Consider the following 18,821-nt stretch of genomic DNA (forward strand, 5'->3'; position numbering starts at 1 on the left):
TCTTTTCTTCCAGACGCCGGACTTTCCCGGCCGGTCAGCCCAGATTCCGGGCAATCTGCACCACTGCCTCCTGAATCTTCCCGCTGTTCAGGGTTCCGGCAAAGGAATGTGTCTGTCCGTCCTTCATGACAAGGACTATGGTGTGGTAGAGACCGCCGTATCTTCCTTCCCTGGCGCTCTGCATATCCCGGTAGCGGTAGACATCCACAGCTCCGTCCTTCTTCGCCTGCTTTGCCGCCGCCAGCATACCCACAGCTCCGAACATGGACGCAGCGCTGTTCCCCATCTTTTTATGAAATTCCAGCCTGTCGTCATAGATCTTCACAGTGCCCGTCGCCTTTGCGATTCCCAGAGTAGGCTCCCCCTTATAGTAAGACATCAGATTCAGCTCCATCAGGAAGCGGCCCCTGGGAGCCGGAACCGGCTGCGGCGCGGGAACCGGCTCCGGAACCGGCTGTGGAACCGGAACAGGCTGCGGTGTCGGTACCGGCCGCGGCGTGGGCTGCTGCTCCGGCATCCTCTTTTCTGTAAGCCGCGTCCCGCAGTATTCACAGAAGAGCATATCCGGCGCGCCCTCCTCTCCGCAGTTCGGGCATATCTTTTTCACAGGCGCGGCCTGGGAGACCGCCCTGTTTCCACACTGGCTGCAAAACAGCGCCCCTTCTCTCATTTCATTTCCGCAATACTGGCATCTCATGCTCTTCTCCCCTTTCCTGAAACATCCGGAACACATGCAGAACCTCTTTCTGATTCTTCAGTCCCAGCTTTTTTATCACTCTTCCCTTCTGGTTCGCCAGCGTCTTCGCCGACGAGTGGAAGTCATTTTCCTTTCCCATCATGATCTGAAATACGGCCATCTCCGCGTCCGAGAGCACGGACAGGGCCGAGGAAGCGATCAGGTATTCCTGCGCCGTATACTCCTTTGCGACAGCACGGATGTTTTCCACCAGAAGGGAAAGCTGATTCTTAAATACATAGCCTGACGCAAAAGCGTCTCTGGCAGCCCGCATGATCATGTCCGGTGTATTGATGGCTGTCAGGATCAGGACCTTGGCGTCCGTCTGAATCCGAATCTCTCTGGAAAGACCGATCCCGTCCGCGGAAGACTTTCCCAGATTCAGATCCATCAGCACCACATCCGGCTCAGTCTCCAGCACCATCCTCATCACCTTTTCCGGCTCCGCGCAGTATCCGGCCACAAGGATATCCTCCTGCTTTCTCAGGAGCTTCCGGATCAGAAAGGCAAAGTCCCCGTCATCCTCCACAATCAGCACCTTTACAGGCCCTTTCCGGAATTCCTCACTCATTTGGCTTCCTCCTTCCCCTTTTCCTCCGCGGAAGACACAGAGTAAACTCGGTCCCATGCCGCTCCGGCTCCGTACTGCTGCGAATCTGAATATAGCCTCCGTGGGCCTTTACCACATTTCGGCAGTAGGAAAGTCCCAGACCGAAATGCTGCATATCAGAATAGCCGCTGTAATACATTTCAAATATCTTCCCTATCTCCTGCTCCGGAATCCCGCGCCCTGTATCCGCCACACGAATCAGCGCCACATCCCGCTTCGGCGTCCGGTAGGAAAGCGTCAGCGTTCCCTGCTCTCCCATGGCGTCCAGCGCGTTGCTCACCAGATTCCCCAGGGCCTCCCGCATATGTACCGGATCGCAGATAAGCTCCGGGTATCTCTCGTCTGCTTCGATTTTCACCTGCCCCCTCCAGGCCCCCGTCTGCTCGTCCGCCACGGTCCGCAGAAGTTCCGGAATATTGACAGGCTCCGCCTCTATATGAATTTCCCCTGTGTAGGCGGTGCTCTTCTGCGCAAACTTTTCAATATGCTCAATGGATCTCTCAATAATATTCAGCTCATCCCTCGTCTCCGGAATCTCCAGCTCGCGGATGAACTGCACGCTGAGCCTCTGCTTCGCCATCTCATTTTTCAGCATATGCACCATGTATCTGGTGTTCTCCGGCATCTTTACAGGCTCCTCAGACCAGTCAAAATGTTCCCGGCTCAGCCGCATTCCCCAGATTCCTTCGTGGAACAGATGATACAGATAATAGACAAACAGACAGAGAATAATGACCACATTCCCCTGCCAGACCTTGTAAAGGTCCTCCAGTCCCAGCAGATGGAACCCGAAGATAGTGATCAGCCAGTACCAGAGCGGCAGAAGCACAATGACCGACACAAGACGCCTCTGCCGGAAGGAATAGCTGTTTCTTTCCCTGGCAAGCGTACAGGCAATGGGAATCGTCGCCAGCACTCCGTATATCAGATTGTAGACAGCCACGATGGTATAAGCGCTGTCATTCGTAAGGGGAATCACCCTTGTCTGGCTCCAGGGATAGACGATGCAGAAGCACAGCATGGGAAGAAAGAGGGCCAGCTCCGCCAGGTGGAAAAGCCTGGGAAAACGCTGATCCAGCCTTGCAAAATACAGGCCGCAGATCACCGCGCAGGGCATGGCCATATAATAAAGAACCGCCGTCAGAATCGAATTCAGCAGCTCATCTGCCTCATAGACGACTCCCAGCAGCGCCACCTGGCGGCCGGCCAGAAAGCCCCCGTAATAGATGTATTCCTTCAGCACGCCCACGCTGAGCAGAAAGCCTGCGATAAAGCACCACTGGTTTACTTTATTTCTGGGACTTGAGACCAGAATCATAAAGTAAAGTCCCCATATCAGCATTGTAAATAAAAGCAGTGCCACATTCGGCAGTCCATTCTCAAACATCTTCCGTTCTCCCTCGATTTTCAGGACTTCCCCTCTCTTCAGCCGCTCCGCCGCGCTTCTGCGCCGGCTCTGGCCGCCAAAAAGCAACATTTCTCTAATTTTCAGCATAACATAGGACCTTTTGTCAGGCAACGGAATGGATTCCCATATTTTATGGGAAAATAATCTGTTGACTTCCTGTCATGTCCCTATTATGACCCGTCCGCAGGGTCCGAAACGGCTCCAGGCATTTTTGCCTGACCTGAAAGTATTTTTCCGTGCAATTTCATATACTGACACGCAAAGACCCCGGGAAACATCCGTACACACGGATATCTCCCGGGGTCTTTCCTGTATTTTCAATCTGTTCCGCCGTTACGATTCACAGCCGATTCAGACATGGAAACAGATGTGTCGTGCTGGCACGTAAGCATCTGTTTCCATGTCTGAATCAGGACTGTGAAGCAGTCACCCCGCCCACATAAGCAGTCTTAGCTCCATAAGGAGCGAAACTGGAGCCTCAAAGAGGCGACGAGTGCGCATGCGGGCGGGTGGCTGTGAATCGTAACGTTCCGCCCACTAAATCTCCGATGTTCAGTTCAGTATCTGCCTGACCTCTTCTTCTGTAGCAGAAAGCCGTCTGGCAATTTCCTGCACAGGAACGTTTTCTCCTGCCAGACGGAGAATCTGTTTGGCCAGCTCCAGGCCGCTCTCCCTTCCTTTTTCTATTCCTTTTTCCATTCCCTTCTTTACTCCATCATCAAATATCATTTGTCCCAGACGCGTCATATAAAACTCCTCCTTCACTTTCTCCAGTTCCTCTTTCTGGACAAATTTTTCCGCAAGCGTGTAAAGCACTGCCTGCATTTTTAACAGTTCAGATTTCTCCTGATTTTCCTGCTCTCCCCGGAGAAGGAAAAGGCTCCGCCGGATACGTTCGGACTGAGGCAGCTTTCCACTCATCAAAGGTGTCAGAATCACCTTCAACAGTTCCTCACGTTCCAGGCGCTTTATCTTCTGTTTTTCTTCCAGGTCTCGAATGAGCGTATCTGCATCCCAATCCTTCAGGCAGACAACTCTGACATGGTAGCAGCTCATGCCATTTACCAGCTGCTCCATAGGTTTTCTTGTGTCGGCTGTGCAGAGCACACAGGTAGTCACTTCTCTTTTGTACTGGTAACTGAGTATCGCTTCATAGACGCGAAACCGTCTCAGATCATCCTTCGTAATACTGTCGCTTTCAAATTCCAGATGCAGGATTTTTCCGTCTTCCATCTCATAATTGAAATCCTCAAAAAAATCTTCTGTTTTAAGCTGCACCTGCTCTGTCGGAAGGGTTCTCTTGATTTTTCCTTCCAGCCCCATCAGGGCCAGCAGCTCCTCTCCCATCAGCTGAGCCGCCGCTTTCAGCGCGCGATCTTCCCGCGGGTAGCTGCCATGCTTACCGGAATTGCCGGAAGCGTTTCTTTGCTCCATATACATGCTTCGCAGAAACATATTTCAGAAGCTACCTATATTATAAATAAATTACATCAGCCAGACAACAGCGGATTTAAAGTTTCTGCTTCCCCTTTCCTACCCTCAGTTGACAAGGACACACTCGCCTCCAGCGGCTGTTTCAGTGCCCTGCAAGGCGCTTGAACGACGCGTACTGGACGTACGCGGAGAGAAAAGCAACGCAGCAGGACGCTGAAACAGCCCTGTCCTGACCGTGTGTGTTCTTGTCAACTGAGGGTATTATTTTTGTTATCCCTGGATTTGCTGCCCGATATGGGCTGTGAAAATCAGATCTTTACACTCTTCTGCCGATCGGCATGGAAGCAAAGCTTCCGGTAAAACAGGACAGCTTCTGCACTGTCGTCCAAAATGTACAAATATGCCAGAGCTGCCAGAACATAAAACCGGCAGCTCCGGAACAATGAAAAGATAGCAAAAATGTAAAAAAACGTCAAGTGATTCTCCATTCTACCTGCTGCGGATCTGGCGTTTGGATATATGCAATAAAAAATTGTGTCTGCCATCCAATTTCCGCGTGAGATGGCAAGCATTTCCCGGAGATTCATTGGCGCAGCGCCCTTATTTACATATACGAGAAAATATGTCGTGTATATCCAACAATTGAACTTATTTTGGACATAGCAGGCTGCTTTTTCTCCATATGTATAATCCGCAGCTGATATCGAGGAAGAAAAGCAATATTCAGCTATGATAACGGTACTTTTGGATATCAGAACGAGAAAATGCTGTATATATCCAAAACCTGCAAAATACATGCTGTTTGGCAGCCAGATTTATTCAGAAACTGCCCCAATATATGCGGGACGCCCTAACATGTGGTTTCAATGCTGCCTGTAGGCTATTTTATGAGCTAAAGTATTGATTTTCCTTCAGCTCGTCCCGCACCTGCATCAGAATTTTCCCAAGCCGATTTTCCCCTTTTCCTGTATGGATGTCGATTCCCCAGCAGGTATCATTCCATGCGGTGCCTTCCACCAGCCTTTTCCCGCCGGTAGCCAGAAGCTTTTCGGCAAGCTCCGGGTTCTGCGTGAATTTTGCCCGGACAATCTCCAACATCAGGCCTGTCTTAACCTCTTCCCAATCCTCCCGGAGCCTGACCCTGCCGCCGAGGGACTTTGCCCTGCCCGGCGCCAGTCCGGCGAACCAGAGGCGCTTTTCCTCATCCTCACACTTCTGCGCCTGGAAAGCCGCCTCACTGTTCCTGTACCGGATTCCTCCAAATTCTACAGGCGCGTCATAAAAGTTGCCAAGGAACGCGTATCTGCCTGTAAATCGGCTGATACAGTCCAGATCTGCGTAACCCTTTTCCACAAGGATCTCCCAAACCTCCTCTGTCACCATGTCCCTGGCCTGCTCGTCATGATCGCGGAGGCATCTGCGCAGCCGGGATGAGCTGATCCCTTCCGTGCCGTCCGGCATCTGGAAGAAGAGAAAGCCTGCGCAGTTTTCATACAGGAAGCGGCTGCGCGCAATCACCGTTTCCGGCTTTTGCCCGCTTCTGGCCGCTGTCAGAACCTGAAAATGCTCCAGCAGCTCCCGGATATGTCTCCAGCGCGGCATGATCTGCAGTTTATCGCAGCCAGCCAGATAAAAAATCCTGGCATTTGGATATTTTTTCTGTACTCTGCAGAGAGTATCATACGCATGATTGCCTGCATCTTCCCCCATCTCTCCTGTTTCTACGGAAAACCGGGGATCTTCCCTGCACACCGCCTCCAGCATCTGAATCCTCAGCTCATCCGTCATGAGCTTACAGGATGGCTCGCTCCTTTTCAGCTTGCGTTCTATGTATTTCCCTGACGCCGGAGCGAAGATGCCCTTGTCCGCCCCTACTGCGTCTGCAGCAGCCTGAAGCAGCTTAAAATGAGCGATGGTAGGCGGATGGAAAGAACCTCCCATCACGATGATCTTTTCTCTTGTCCTGTCTGCCTTTGCCTCCTTCAGATTCTCTCTCAGCATATAAGCAGCCTGCGCTTCCTTCTCCGTATTTACGCCGCAGGCGCCGTTTTCTGGAGTCTTTCCCTCCATCCCCCGCAGCAGCGAAGTGCACGCTTCCTCGATGACCGGCTTTCCCTTCAGCGCAGCCAGCCAGCTCTTTGGGATATCTCCATATCCGTAGGCCAGCCCAGCCAGCCCTCCCGCTACGGCGGCGGTAGTGTCCGTATCTTCTCCAAGATTAACCGCCGTCAGCACGCAGTCCCGGTAGCTGCCCGTGGTAAGAAAGCACCAGAGAGCCGCCGTCAGCGTATCCGCCACATAGCCGCCGCTTTTTATCTCCGTCTCCGGCAGTTCCGCCAGGCTGTCCGTATCCCGGATCCGCTCCCAGATCGGCAGCGCCTCCGCAAATTTTTCATGCCGCCTGTACCAGCCGAGGGCTGCCCCAGCCCCATCTCTGACAGCCGTCTCCCGATCCACGCCTTCCATCAGGCGAACCGCGATATTGGCATAGATTCCGCAGGCAGACAGCGCAATGGCATGGCGGTGCGTCAGTGCGGAAGCTTTATGGACAATGTCCATCGCCTTCCGGGACTTCGTAAGATCCGCGCCGAATCTGGAATAAAGGTAATACGCTGCGGGAAGTATTCTCATCAGAGAACCATTTCCGTTGGAGGACACCTTATTCCCACCGCACAGAACAGGCTCCACCCCTTCTTTATACCGGAACAGCGCCTGCGCCGTTGTAATTCCGCAGTCGAACCGTTCCCCCCACGGAGAGTATTTCCCATTCTCATACCAGTCCAGGAAACGCTCCATGATATCATGGGCATGGACGCCCCCTGTTTCCCCGATACTCTGAGCCAGGCACAGGGTCAGGCTGCCATCGTCCGACCATGTCCCTTCCGGCTGTCCATATGTCCCTCCGCCAGACATCTCCGAGATCGGCTTCCGCTTTAGGCTCTCCCTGCTGCGAAATTCTACAGGCACTCCCAGCGCGTCTCCCACACATACTCCGTAAATTCCGCTGCGAATCATATCTATTCTATCTGTCATCCGCTGCTCCTCCTTTCTGACGCACATCCCATTTTTAAAAGGCGTCCTTTCAGGTCAGAAAATCCAAAGATGTCAAGTACTTCTCCACTCTACCTGCTGCGCCTCCTGGCGCTCCGGCGGCGTCAGCTTCTCCAGCACCCTCACGATACTGCCCTCCGGCACCGTTTGGGAAGAGTCTGCATGTCCCCTCTCCCGGTTGCGCCGCAGGCCTTCTTTCCAGCCTGTCTCCAGAAATACAATCCGCACTGATGCTTTATAAGCCTCGAAAAGCTCCGTATTCTTTCTGCGGAGCTCCGGCGTCAGGCTGGTGGCGTTCCACACAAAGGGCTGCCGCGCCCGCAGATATGCCCGCGCCCGCTCCCGGGCCTCAGCCGCCACCGGCCCCTGAGACTCTGCAGGGGAGATCTTCATTTCCCGGCGGATCTCATCCAGCGACACCACAGGCAGCCCCGGATAATGCTCTCGGATCCAGGTGTCCTTCCCTGTGCCGGGCAGGCCGCACATCAGAACCACTTCGCCCCAGGTATCGTCATAGAGCTCCCCCTCCGGCCAGGCAAGCTTTCCTTTCAGGTAGGCTCTCTGGGCGTATGGGGAGGAAAAAGCCTTCGGACCTTCCAGGCATCCCAGCTCTTCGGCCAGAATCTCCGTAAAGGCGGCCCGTTCGGCCAGCTCCGCCGTGTCCTCTGCCAGCCGCCCCATGGCGTCCGCCCTGGAGAGCAGGCAGAGCAGAGAGATCCGGAAATCTTCCGCCAGCTCTCCGGCCGCAGCGATCTGGATCAGTTTCCGTCTGTCCTCATTCTCCCCCAGGTGTATGGGCTCCATGTGATACCGGATCAGCGTACAGACCGTTTCGCGGAAATTCTGAAGCTCCGGCGTGCCGGCCATGCCGAGTTCCCTCCAGAGCAGCTCCCTGGCCATATGCGCTCCGGCCGCCCCGTGGCGGGGAGCTCTCAGGCGCCCGTCTTCCACCCTGGTACAGCGTATCTTTCCCGCATCATGGAGCAGGGCAGCCAGAAAAAGCTCCTGCCTCTGCCGCCGGGGCAGCGCCCGGAACGCTTCCATGGCGCTTAAGGCTTCGCAGACCATTTTCGTATGCGTCCACACATCCCCTTCCCCGTGCCAGACAGGATCCTGAGGCGTCCCCCTCATACCCTCCGCAAACTTCTGAATACAGAAATGCCGCTCCACCCCTTCCCAGCCTGTGTCCCAGTCCGGTCCTTCCGGAAAACACCGGAAGAGCTCCTCTCTGCTCTTCACAGCCGCTCACCTCCTCCTGTCTTTCTTTCTGTCTGCCAGCTCTCCGCTGCTCATTGTCCGCAGGATTCAAACAGCTTTTCAGGCGGCACACAGAGCTGATTTGGCACAATGGGACGCTCCAGCCAGTGTGTGCCTGACTCATCCACGCACTGGGCGAAGGACGCCCGCACATATTTCAGCCGCACTGCCACCTGCCCATTTTCCTCCACCTTCAGATACAGGCCCTCCATCAGCCCGGAGGGATCTGTCTCCCGGCACTGCAGCTCCGGGTCAAGGCCAAGGCGTCCGCTTACTTCCCGCAGCCTTTCTCTGTGGCCGGAAGTAATAAAACGGGAAACGCCCAAAAGCCCCATCAGCTCCTCCCGCCTGGCAAAGCTTTTCTGTGCCAGCACCGGAACCGACACCACCGGAAGCCCTGCCAGAAGCCGCTGTCTCGAAGACGTATCCAGAAAACGCCCGGTCTGCCTGTCCAGCACGTCAAACTCCAGAAAATAGTGGGGCAGGGCGTCATAAAAGACCGAATGCTTCGCATACATCCATTCGCCGTACATGATGTAACGGCTGCCCAGGACCTGATAAAAAGCGTCCCTGTGGACGGCGGCCCACTGCTTCATCAGCGCATAATGTCTCTCCCGGTATCCTCCCGTCAGATAATGGCCTCTGCTCTGGAGCAGCAGTTCTCCATCCGCCGAAAAGGAAACCGCGGAATTCGCTCCGTCACATTTTTCTTCCACTGCCAGATTCCGCCCCGCAATCTCCGAAAACGGAATCTGAGACAGATCCTCGTCTCCCGGCTGCAGCCGGGAGCCTTCCAGATGAGGCGTCCGGGGATATTTGATCATTGACTGCGTCTGTCTTTCCATATGCTCTCCTTTCCCTGCCTTCTCCATACTCTTCCTGTTTTCTGCAGTTCTTCTTTCCGGCCGCAGATCCTTCCGTCATCCTTCCTTTCCCAGCGGCGCAGCCACAAACAGGTGTCCCGGCACTCCGTCAAAATGCAGGCGGCGGCAGCCCGCCGCCTCAAAAAGCTCCGTCAGTCTCTCTTTTGTCAGCAGATGAATGTGCTCCGGATTGTCGTCCGGCTTTGAAGGCACCGTCACCACCACATACCGTCTGGCCATCCGCACCGCCGCCCGCACCGCGCTTTCCACATCGGGAATGTGCTCCAGCACCTCCAGCGCCGTCACCACGTCAAAGGAACCGTCCGGAAACGGCTGTCCGCAGAGATCTGCCTGCACTGCCCGAAGTCTCGTGATTCCGCCCCGGTTTACATCCTGCAGAAATTCCACCCGGCGCGGCAGCACATCGATGGACACGGTCTCTGTCTCCGGAAACTCTTCCAGAAAGGGAAACAGGAAAACTCCTCTTCCGCTTCCCACATCCAGCAGGCTCTCCGGCTGGACGGCATGCAGGAAGCCAAGGACCTTTCTCACCCGGGGAAGCTCTCTGTGGCCGCGCTTGAACGGATACAGCTTCGGCTCCTCCTCTTCCGTGGAACTCTGTCCAATCCGTCCGGCTCTGCCTCTCAGATAGGCGGCTGCCAGGCGCTCATAATATTCTCTTTCATCCATCCCTGCTTCCTCTCTTCCTGTGATTTTCTTCACCACATTTCTGCCGATTCCTGTGAGTTTCCTTCGCTGCATTTCTGCCGATTCCTGTGAGTTTTCTGCCCTCATTTTTCTCCGGCCGCTTTTTCTTTCAGTTCGTTCCTTACCTGCATCAGAATCCGGCCCAGATGGTTTTCGCCCTGCCCGGTCTTCTGATCCACGCCCCAGAAGACGTCATGCCAGGTGTTTCCCTCCACCAGCCTGCGGTCCCTTGTGGCAAGCAGCCGCGCGGCAAGCTCCTCATTCTGCGTGAACTTGGCCCGGACAATCTCCAGCATCAGCTCTGTCTTGATTTCTTCCCAGTCACCGCGGAGCTTTACCTGGCGTCCCAGCCTTTTGGCCCTGTTCGCCGGAAGCTCACAGAAGCTTTCCCTCTCCGGGCGGTCCAGACATTTCTGCGCCTGGAAGGCGGCTTCCGCATTCTGATAAACCAGTCCTTCATATTCTACAGGCGCGGCGTAAAAATTACTCAGGAAATCATAAGCGCCGCGAAAGCTTGTGATATCAGCGTTCCTGTTCAGCCTTCCTTCTCTCAGCAGGATTTCCCAGACAAGTGGATGCAGCTGTTCCGCCGCCCTCTCATCGCCGGCCCTCAGAAGGCTGCGGACTCTCGTAGAGCTGATATTTTCTATTCCTTCCGGTTCCGCGAGAAGCACAAACGCATCTGCGTGCTGCTTCAGAAACGGCTGCTTCTCTATCACGCTCTCCGGCGAGGTTCCCTCTCTTCTGGTTACCAGAAGCCTGAATCTCTGGAGAAATTCTTCTTTTCTGTGCCAGCGCGGGATGACTGCCAGCTTATCTCCTCCCGCCACAAAATAGAGCTCAGTCTCCGGATACTTTTCCTGAATCGTTTCCATAGTCTCAAATGTCTTCGCGCTCAGGTCCCGGCCATACTCACAGGTATCCACAGCCAGTCTGCTGTCCTCTTTACACATGGCGGCGAGCATTTCCAGGCGCGTATCCTCCGGCAGTACCTCCTTTTCCAGCCGCTGGCGCCGCATCTTCCTTTCAACGTAAGCATGGTTTGAGGGAACGAAAATCCCCTTTTCCGCGCCGAGGGCATCCACAGCGGCCCTCATCAGCCTCAGATGGGCCAGCGTCGGAGGATTGAAGGAACCTCCCATCACCACGACCCGTCTGCTTCCCGGCTTCGGCTCCGCAAATGGAATCTTCTTATTTGGCTCATTCATTCTTACTTTCACCTCTTCTTTCTGCTTCAGCAAGCCTTCAAAAATCTGTTCAACGTATTCCCGGACTTTCATCCTGCTGAAAGCATATCATGTTCAAAAACCTGCAGGCTTTTTCCTTCCGTTTTACCGTCCAAAACTGCATTTTTGTCAGAGGAAAAGCATACCTGCCTTCAAGCTTCCTCACGAAAAACAGTAATATCCCCTGCGGCGGCGCGCGGCCTTCCCGTTCCCATCTCAGTGGGCCGTACGCTTCCGGCATTCAGATACAGACGCCTGGCTTCCGGTTCGTATTCCACGCAGCCCTCAGGAACATTTGGCGAAAAATGTGTGTGTCCGCTGATAAAAATGACTTGTTCCTGTCCATCCATAATTCTCTGCAGCTCCCGGTCCCGGTTCAGATAGGGCGTACCGCCCGACTTCCGCTGTGGATTATGCGCCAGAAGCGGCGCATGGCAGAGAATCATTCTCCAGTCTCTGCCGCGCTCCGCTTCTTCTTTTTGCAGGCGTTCCTCCAGAAATCTGAGCTGTCTTCCCTCCGGAAACAGAAACTTACGCCAGTGGCCCGCCGCGTTCAGGCCAATAATTTCCACCAGGCCCAGCCTGACGGAATAGGCGCCGCTTTCGTCCTGCTGCCAGTCAAGCCTCTGCCGCCCACTCGAGAGCTCTGCGGAGCCTGCCTGTATCATAAATTTTTCGTCTCCTCACTCCATTTCACTGGATAGCTGATGAGCGTCTTTTCCTGAACGCCCAGTTCTCCCAGATAGCCTCCTTCACTCTGAATCACCGTGGCACTGTCGAATACATCCTGTCTATCCCTCCTGCATCTCCAGACTTCTGCAGTTCCCCTGTTCGACTACGCATCCTTTCTGATACCAGGCTGGAAACAGAATTTCCACATGATCTCCCAGATAAAGCTGCTTACCTTCCCATTCCATATAAGCATTTGTTGTAAGCTCATCCAGCACGGCCTTTCCCGGCATGTCCCGGGTAATGCCTGCGGCTGACGCGGCCTCAAGAAGCAGCCGCGCGTATTTCCGGTATTCCACGTCCGAATCTTCTGCCAGGAGCTTTTCAAATACTGGCCGGCAGAACGCAGCCAGCTCTTTCCCCTCCCACTGATACCGGGTCCGGCTCCACCATTCGCTCAATACCTTCCCCTTCTTTTTGGCAGTCCCGGCCTGGATTCTGAAAAGCGCTCCATACAGTCCGTTGAATATGTCTGCCTTTTCCGCCAGTGCCAAAGTCCAGCGCTCTACAAACTGCTTCTCCAGTGAAGCCTTCTGGTTTTCCGGCGTTCCTTTTCGGAATTTCCGGAAACGGAGAGCCAGCCAGCCGCAAATTTTTTCCCATCGTCTGTAAATCATTTCCTTCATTACAAGACTCTTCAAAAAGCCACCTCATTTCTTCCGGCAAATGTCAGTATTATACTGCTCTTATTATCTCTCGTCCGTTTCTGTCCAAATCACAAAGAGTATTTTTCCCCCTCAGAACGGTATTTTCTAATTTTCAGGATAACATACTCGAATTCTGTCAGACAATAAAACAGCTTCCCATAATTTATGGGAAATATCCGCTAATGTAGGCCAGCGGCTGCCTGCCGGATGTATTGTGAAAAAAACGGATATCTGCGAAACACCACGTCTCACTGATATCCGTCTCACTGATATCCGTCTCACTGATATTTTCTATCCTCTGTTTTACGGACAGTTCTGGCATTTTGCCTCTCCATTATTTCGCTTCCAGTTAAATAAGGATTTTGCTAAACAGCTTCCAAACCAGTCTGTCAAATGCACATCTTTAAAATCCACCAATCCGGCGGTTATGGTACCGGCGGCTGAACACGGCAATACTCCCGCAGCCCTTGCTGAATCATGGACCAGGAAATAAACATAGATTCTTAAACGTAAAACGCCTCCCCGTCATCAAGTCTGACGCAGGCAAGCCTGCCGCCCCGGCTTCTGCAGTCATTTCCCGTATCAATATTGATATATTTCCTGCCTTTGTATATTTCAGCCTTCTGATATTCGGGCAGCAGGATCGTTGGATAATGCCCTACGATTATTTCTTTGTCAAAAAACAGATTTGCCGGTATGTAATGAATATCATTGGAAAACAAATACTTTTCCTGGTTCATTGCGACCGCCTTTTCGACCGAAGCAGCAATATCCACGGACGTTTTTTCAGGAGACATGACACAGCAGTCGGCATCATATCCTGAATGGGTCAAAAAGTATTCGCTCTCATTTACCTTTACTGTCAGATACACCGGAAGCGCTTTCAGGCAGCCCAGCAGTTTCTCTTTTTCTTCCTTATCCAGACGGTCTACTTCCATTCTTGTATTGATACCTCCGCAGGCATCCCACAATTGAGCGTCTATTGTTCCGTTCAAATATCTTTCGCACAGATATTCATGGTTTCCTTTTATCCAGAAAGCATTGGAATGACCACAGATCCAGTAATACAGGCGGAGGTTTTCGTCCCCTTTATCAAACACATCGCCCAATATATACATTGTATCGGCATCACAAAATCTGACTTTTTTCAAGATTCGGCGAAAATTTGCATAATCGCCATGTATGTCGCTCATCGCATAAATCATAATGATACATCCCCCCAATAAATTTCAGGTTTTGATTTTAACCGGATTCCACTGTTTAAGAACCGGGCCGGGTTTCCATTACCGGAAGAATCATCTCCTGTATATAGCCTCTAAATGCTTTTCGTTTCATATAATCCTGTATTGGCATTGGAAATCCTTTCTTTTTTGAAATCCATATCGGACACCCTACAGTTCGGAAGCCAGCCGTTTCAACAAATACTTTCCCTGTAAATCCCGAAGTCTCCGCTTCCTCTCTCTGATACACCGTCCGAAATCAATGCCTGGAAATAATTGTTTAATAACACAACAATTAACGTTCCATGAACATACCAAAATAAAATTTTTAAGCGCAAAAAAACTGAAAACCTTATCAGTTCAAGGTTTCCAGCCTTTTCTTTCCTGAAGCATCGGGGATTCGAACCCCGGACAACTTGATTAAAAGTCAAGTGCTCTACCGACTGAGCTAATGCTCCATATAACATATCATTCTGATTCGGAAAGACAGCTTCCTGTTTTAAGCTCTCCTGCAGCCGCCCTAACTGGGCTAGCTGGATTCGAACCAGCGAATGCAGGAGTCAAAGTCCTGTGCCTTACCGCTTGGCGATAGCCCAAAAGATTGCTCTCGCAAGGGTGGATAAAGGGATTCGAACCCTTGGCCTCCAGAGCCACAATCTGGCGCGCTAACCAGCTGCGCTATACCCACCATAATACTGCCAAGTAACCGGCATACGCGGCACCTGTCCAACAGGCTTCCGCAAATGTGCTCGAAGGGATTCGAACCCCCGACCCACGGCTTAGAAGGCCGTTGCTCTATCCAACTGAGCTACGAACACATGAATCTCTCTGTGTGCGTCTATTCAGAACAGGCATCTGTTTAAGACAGCGGGTGATGGGAATCGAACCCACGTGTCCAGCTTGGAAGGCTGGTGTTCTACCATTGAACTACACCCGCATATTCTGCTGTGCCGCTCTGTCAGATACCGAAAAGCTTCATCGGGGTGACAGGATTCGAACCTGCGGCCTCCTGGTCCCAAACCAGGCGCTCTAGCCAAGCTGAGCCACACCCCGAAGCCGTCCACCTCTGTATCCTTTCGTGACGCACATCATATTCTACTATAAGGAAGTTTAAATGTCAATCACTTTTTTCAAAAATTTGTCCAATTCCAAAATCCAAACCAAAAAACTGCTCTCTTCTGGTCTAATATCCTCCAGCAGCTCCTGCATACTGACGTCAGCTCAGATAATTGATTGCAAAATGCGCCTCTCCATGCTTGTCGATATCCATCAGGATGTAGCTGGGCTTGCGTCCTTCCTGGCGGGGATAGGACAGGCTCCCCGGATTCAGAATCGTGATATCCTGATCCTGCTCCAGATAAGGACGGTGGGTATGACCGAACATAACCAGGTTGAAGCCGCGGGCACGGGCATCCTCCTTCAGCATCTCCGTCCCCATGGAAATATAGTAGTAATGTCCATGCGTAATCAGCACATGATAGTTTCCGATGCAGAACTCGTCCTCTTTTGGCAGCTCGGAAAAGAAATCATTGTTTCCTGCCACAATATGAACCGGACAGTCCGCCAGCCTGCGGATGTAATCCTCGCTTCCCTCAGAGTCCCCGCAGTGAATCAGCATATCGATGGGCCTTAACTGCTCCATCAGCTCCTCCAGGTTTCTGTTTTTCCCATGTGTGTCACTGACTATCAGTATTCTCATCTGTGTTCCTCCTTCAAAGCTGAAGTTCTCTCCGAAGCATCTCCTTCATCTCACAAAGCGCTCTGCCTCTGTGGCTGATCTCATTTTTCTGTTCCATGGAAAGCTCTGCCGTCGAACAGCCATATTCAGGCAGGAAGAAAATAGGATCGTAGCCAAAGCCTCCTTCCCCCCGCTCTTCCGTTCCAATGATTCCCTCTATGGTTCCGCGGGAGGTCAATGTCCTTCCATCCGGCAGCACAGCGGCAATCACACAGACAAAGCGTGCCGTCCGTTTTTCCTCCGGAACTCCCTCAAGCCGGTCTATCAAGTTCTGATTTTTAATTCTGTAGGAAGTATCCTCGCCCAGATAACGGGCAGAATACACACCTGGCTCTCCTCCCAGATAATCGATCTCCAAACCGGAATCGTCCGCGAGAACAATAGCATCTGTATGCTCCGCCGCTGCACGGGCCTTAATCAGCGCGTTTTCCTCAAAGGTCGTTCCATTTTCCTCTGCATCCAGCTGGATGCCTGCTTCCTTCAGAGAATAGATTTCCACATCCAGTTCCTTCAGAATTTCCCGGATTTCTCTCATCTTTCCTTCATTTCCGGTTGCAAATACCAGTTTTCTCTTCATTCTGTTCCCTCCTGATCCGCATAGACCTTCAGACAGAGGTTACTGCTCTGGGCAGTCTCCACACGTTCCCAGAACATTCCGCCATCCGAGCTGATATACCCCTCACCATCGTCCAGCACCACTCTGTCCGCCAGCTCATCGGAAGCAAATTCTACCGCGATAGGATACTGGCTCCCTGGCGTCTTTATCTGCACAAGCACTGCAAACCTGTCGCCCGCTTCCACTTTTACCGGCGTATCAAGCTCTATCGTATAGTATCCTGCATACTGCAGGTATCCCGACTGTGTAAACTGCGCGTCGCTCAGATCCTGCGCGTCATGAAAATCCGGAATCACCGCCAGCCGGTATTCCGTATCCTCCCCGGTGGCATAAAAGCCTGCCGCTTTGAGCTCCTGAGCATCTTCTGCCTCGTAAACATTTGCAAAATATGCATATTCAGAGTTATAACCCAGCTGTCCGCACCAGCCCAGAAGATCTGACTGATACAGAATGTCGTAATTATCGTTTGACTCCGCCCTTGTATACGCCACATTATACTGGCCAATGTTTACATCATAATAAGAGACATAAAACACGCCCGCATCGCCAAAGCCCGTTCCCCAGCTGTTCTGGCAGATAAAGGCTCCATCTCCTTCCGGCTGCTCATTAAAGCTTTCCGCAGGATAGTCGTCATCCCAGCCGATGATTACCACATCATGATTGGGAAGATTTTCTCCCGTATAGCAGTAGCTGGCGTTTTCCCTGTTATAATATACCGAATCCTGACGCGGGTCAGAAAGATCCATATACAGGGAGCTCTCCACTCCTCCATACAGATAAACCGTCTGCTTAATCGCCTCAAAATCCCTGTCGCCCGGCATCCGAACCTCCTGCACATGAAGCACAGGCTGCAGCCCGTCCGGAGAAATGTTGTCACCATAAGGATCCTCCTCTTCCAGGACAGGCCCTCCCCATGATGTCAGATAAGAAACAGACAGGATGTAAGAGCCTCCCTCTTCTGTCTCCATCTGATATGCGTTATGAAAATTTAAATGATCCCTGGAAAAATCATACTGGTTCTCTGGCATCAGGGATGTTTCCAGCGCAGTCAGGGCCGCAAAAGCCCAGCAGGTTCCATACTGGCCCTGATCCCTGACAGGAACACTGCGTCCGTTCTCCCTGTAATCATAGAAGGACGGAAGCTGTACCTCTTCCTTCACCGGAACAATGGCGTATGTCTCCGTAATCTGCTCAATCCTGCTGCACAAAGCGGAGTCAAACGCCGTGCCGGAAACCTGCACGCCTTCTTCCCCCACCTTCCAGCCAAAATCCAGAGCTGCCGCCGCACTCACCACGGCCAAAGCTGTGATAAACAGCACCTTCAATCCTTTTTTCATATTTCCTGTTTTTGTCTCCTGGGCGGTCTCGGCCCCAAAAACTGATAAAAATAGGTCTTCAGCATTCCGTTATAAATTTTCCTGTTGCGGTCTGCCCTGCGCCCGATATAACGCTCCGCATCCTCATAGCCTGTAATCAGATACATGGACCAGCTGTCCAGCCGTTCAAACGCCTCCCCGATTTCCCGGTAAAGCGCCGGCAAAGCCTCCTTCTCCTCCAGCCGCTCTCCATAGGGAGGATTTGTAACCACAAATCCATATTTTTTCGGATGACGCAGCTCACTGACCGGACGGGCCTGAAAATGAATCAGGTGATCCACTCCTGCTTCCCTGGCATTCTCCCTGGCGGCCTTCACCATAGCCGGATCAATATCGTACCCCTGAATATCCGTTTCAATCCCATCATCCAGCAGATCATTCGCTTCTGTCACAGCTTCATACCAGAGCTTCCGCTCCACAAGATTCTTCCATTCCTCTGCCGCAAAGCTCCGATTTACACCGGGAGCCATGTTAGCCGCCATCATCGCCGCCTCGATCGGGAATGTGCCGCAGCCGCAGAACGGATCTACCAGGATCCGATCGCTCTTCCACGGAGTCAGCATCAAAAGCGCGGCAGCCAGCGTCTCCGTAATCGGGGCTTTGCTTGCCAGCCTTCTATACCCCCGCTTATGCAGTGAAACACCGGAAGTATCGATTCCTACGACCGCCTCGTCCTTCAGAAAGGTAATGCGCACCGGATAGGCCGCGCCATCCTCCGGAAACCAGCTCACGCCATAGTGCTGCTTCAAACGCTCCACCATTGCCTTTTTCACAATAGACTGAATATCTGAGGGGCTGAACAGCCTGCTTTTCACCGAAGTCGCCTTAGTCACCCAGAATTTCCCATTCTCCGGAATATACTCTTCCCAGGGAATCTCCTTGATCCTCTCAAAAAGCTCGTCAAAGCTCTCTGCCTGAAATCTCCCTGTCTGCAGCAGTACCCTCTCGGCAGTCCGCAGAAAAATATTGGCCCTGCACAGGGTCTGCATGTCTCCTTTAAAGGTCACACGTCCATCTTCCACCAGACTGATCTCACAGCCCAGATCCTGAAGCTCTCTTTTCAATACTGATTCCAGCCCAAAATGACAGGGCGCAAGAAATGTATATGTTTCCATACTCTGATTCTCTCCAACAACCGGGGGCCGCTTACAGGAATTTCTTTTGCTTCACAAGAAAGCAAAGAAAGACCGGGCTTTGAAATT

Annotated in this window: 17 protein-coding genes and 6 tRNA genes; 1 reads left to right on the plus strand and 22 read right to left on the minus strand. The window is 52.5% G+C overall.

Annotated elements, in window-relative coordinates:
• Positions 1-34: 34 nt before the first annotated feature.
• The 11 genes from B5E77_RS06635 to B5E77_RS06690 form a co-directional block, all read right to left on the minus strand.
• Positions 35-697 (minus strand): zinc ribbon domain-containing protein, encoded by a 663-nt coding sequence (locus tag B5E77_RS06635; RefSeq protein WP_162609662.1) that lies wholly within the window; start codon positions 695-697, stop codon positions 35-37.
• Positions 672-1,307, minus strand: coding sequence for a response regulator (locus B5E77_RS06640; RefSeq protein WP_087164590.1), 636 nt, complete (start codon positions 1,305-1,307; stop codon positions 672-674). Before B5E77_RS06640 ends, B5E77_RS06635 begins: the two co-directional genes overlap by 26 nt.
• Positions 1,300-2,841 (minus strand): sensor histidine kinase, encoded by a 1,542-nt coding sequence (locus B5E77_RS06645; RefSeq protein WP_242963646.1) that lies wholly within the window; start codon positions 2,839-2,841, stop codon positions 1,300-1,302. Before B5E77_RS06645 ends, B5E77_RS06640 begins: the two co-directional genes overlap by 8 nt.
• A 465-nt stretch (positions 2,842-3,306) precedes the next feature.
• On the minus strand, positions 3,307-4,188 hold the full coding sequence (locus B5E77_RS06650) for a hypothetical protein (protein WP_143468588.1): 882 nt from the start codon (positions 4,186-4,188) through the stop codon (positions 3,307-3,309).
• An 885-nt stretch (positions 4,189-5,073) separates the two neighbouring features.
• Entirely contained in the window at positions 5,074-7,221 is a 2,148-nt protein-coding gene (locus B5E77_RS06660) for an ADP-ribosylglycohydrolase family protein (RefSeq protein WP_087164593.1), read from the minus strand.
• 72 nt (positions 7,222-7,293) lie between these two features.
• Positions 7,294-8,478 (minus strand): AAA family ATPase, encoded by a 1,185-nt coding sequence (locus tag B5E77_RS06665; protein ID WP_087164594.1) that lies wholly within the window; start codon positions 8,476-8,478, stop codon positions 7,294-7,296.
• Positions 8,479-8,528: 50 nt separating this feature from the next.
• Positions 8,529-9,341 (minus strand): RNA ligase family protein, encoded by an 813-nt coding sequence (locus B5E77_RS06670; protein WP_204248023.1) that lies wholly within the window; start codon positions 9,339-9,341, stop codon positions 8,529-8,531.
• 75 nt (positions 9,342-9,416) lie between these two features.
• A complete protein-coding gene (locus B5E77_RS06675) occupies positions 9,417-10,121 on the minus strand; it encodes a class I SAM-dependent methyltransferase (protein WP_162609663.1) in 705 nt (234 codons plus the stop codon).
• 29 nt (positions 10,122-10,150) lie between these two features.
• Positions 10,151-11,275, minus strand: coding sequence for a nicotinate (nicotinamide) nucleotide adenylyltransferase (gene nadD / locus B5E77_RS06680; RefSeq protein WP_162609664.1), 1,125 nt, complete (start codon positions 11,273-11,275; stop codon positions 10,151-10,153).
• A gap of 170 nt (positions 11,276-11,445) precedes the next feature.
• Positions 11,446-11,961, minus strand: a complete 516-nt coding sequence (locus tag B5E77_RS06685; RefSeq protein ID WP_087164597.1) for a metallophosphoesterase family protein — start codon at positions 11,959-11,961, stop codon at positions 11,446-11,448.
• A 123-nt stretch (positions 11,962-12,084) separates the two neighbouring features.
• On the minus strand, positions 12,085-12,663 hold the full coding sequence (locus B5E77_RS06690) for a hypothetical protein (protein ID WP_143468589.1): 579 nt from the start codon (positions 12,661-12,663) through the stop codon (positions 12,085-12,087).
• A gap of 220 nt (positions 12,664-12,883) precedes the next feature.
• Between B5E77_RS06690 and B5E77_RS16800 the strand changes: the two genes are divergently transcribed.
• The gene (locus tag B5E77_RS16800) at positions 12,884-13,162 is read left to right on the plus strand and encodes a hypothetical protein (protein ID WP_143468590.1); all 279 of its coding nucleotides are present in this window, start codon (positions 12,884-12,886) and stop codon (positions 13,160-13,162) included.
• A 10-nt stretch (positions 13,163-13,172) separates the two neighbouring features.
• On the opposite strand, the gene B5E77_RS06695 is transcribed toward B5E77_RS16800, so the two are convergent.
• The 11 genes from B5E77_RS06695 to B5E77_RS06745 form a co-directional block, all read right to left on the minus strand.
• Entirely contained in the window at positions 13,173-13,874 is a 702-nt protein-coding gene (locus B5E77_RS06695; protein WP_087164599.1) for a metallophosphoesterase, read from the minus strand.
• 400 nt (positions 13,875-14,274) lie between these two features.
• Positions 14,275-14,347: transfer RNA gene (locus tag B5E77_RS06700), tRNA-Lys, on the minus strand.
• A 66-nt stretch (positions 14,348-14,413) separates the two neighbouring features.
• Positions 14,414-14,485 (minus strand) — tRNA-Gln (locus B5E77_RS06705).
• A gap of 18 nt (positions 14,486-14,503) precedes the next feature.
• Positions 14,504-14,577, minus strand: a tRNA-His gene (locus tag B5E77_RS06710).
• 56 nt (positions 14,578-14,633) lie between these two features.
• Positions 14,634-14,707: transfer RNA gene (locus tag B5E77_RS06715), tRNA-Arg, on the minus strand.
• A 48-nt stretch (positions 14,708-14,755) separates the two neighbouring features.
• A tRNA-Gly gene (locus B5E77_RS06720) sits at positions 14,756-14,826 on the minus strand.
• Positions 14,827-14,867: 41 nt separating this feature from the next.
• Positions 14,868-14,942: transfer RNA gene (locus B5E77_RS06725), tRNA-Pro, on the minus strand.
• A gap of 163 nt (positions 14,943-15,105) precedes the next feature.
• Positions 15,106-15,588 (minus strand): metallophosphoesterase family protein, encoded by a 483-nt coding sequence (locus tag B5E77_RS06730; protein ID WP_087164600.1) that lies wholly within the window; start codon positions 15,586-15,588, stop codon positions 15,106-15,108.
• Between the two features lie 13 nt (positions 15,589-15,601).
• A complete protein-coding gene (locus tag B5E77_RS06735; protein WP_087164601.1) occupies positions 15,602-16,204 on the minus strand; it encodes an XTP/dITP diphosphatase in 603 nt (200 codons plus the stop codon).
• Complete coding sequence (locus B5E77_RS06740; protein WP_087164602.1) at positions 16,201-17,580, minus strand: lectin like domain-containing protein; 1,380 nt, start codon at positions 17,578-17,580, stop codon at positions 16,201-16,203. Before B5E77_RS06740 ends, B5E77_RS06735 begins: the two co-directional genes overlap by 4 nt.
• A complete protein-coding gene (locus tag B5E77_RS06745; RefSeq protein ID WP_087164603.1) occupies positions 17,577-18,734 on the minus strand; it encodes a THUMP domain-containing class I SAM-dependent RNA methyltransferase in 1,158 nt (385 codons plus the stop codon). The genes B5E77_RS06740 and B5E77_RS06745 overlap by 4 nt, the downstream gene beginning before the upstream one ends.
• Positions 18,735-18,821: the final 87 nt, after the last annotated feature.

Source organism: Lachnoclostridium sp. An131 (assembly GCF_002160825.1).
Classification (GTDB): Bacteria; Bacillota; Clostridia; order Lachnospirales; family Lachnospiraceae; genus Laedolimicola.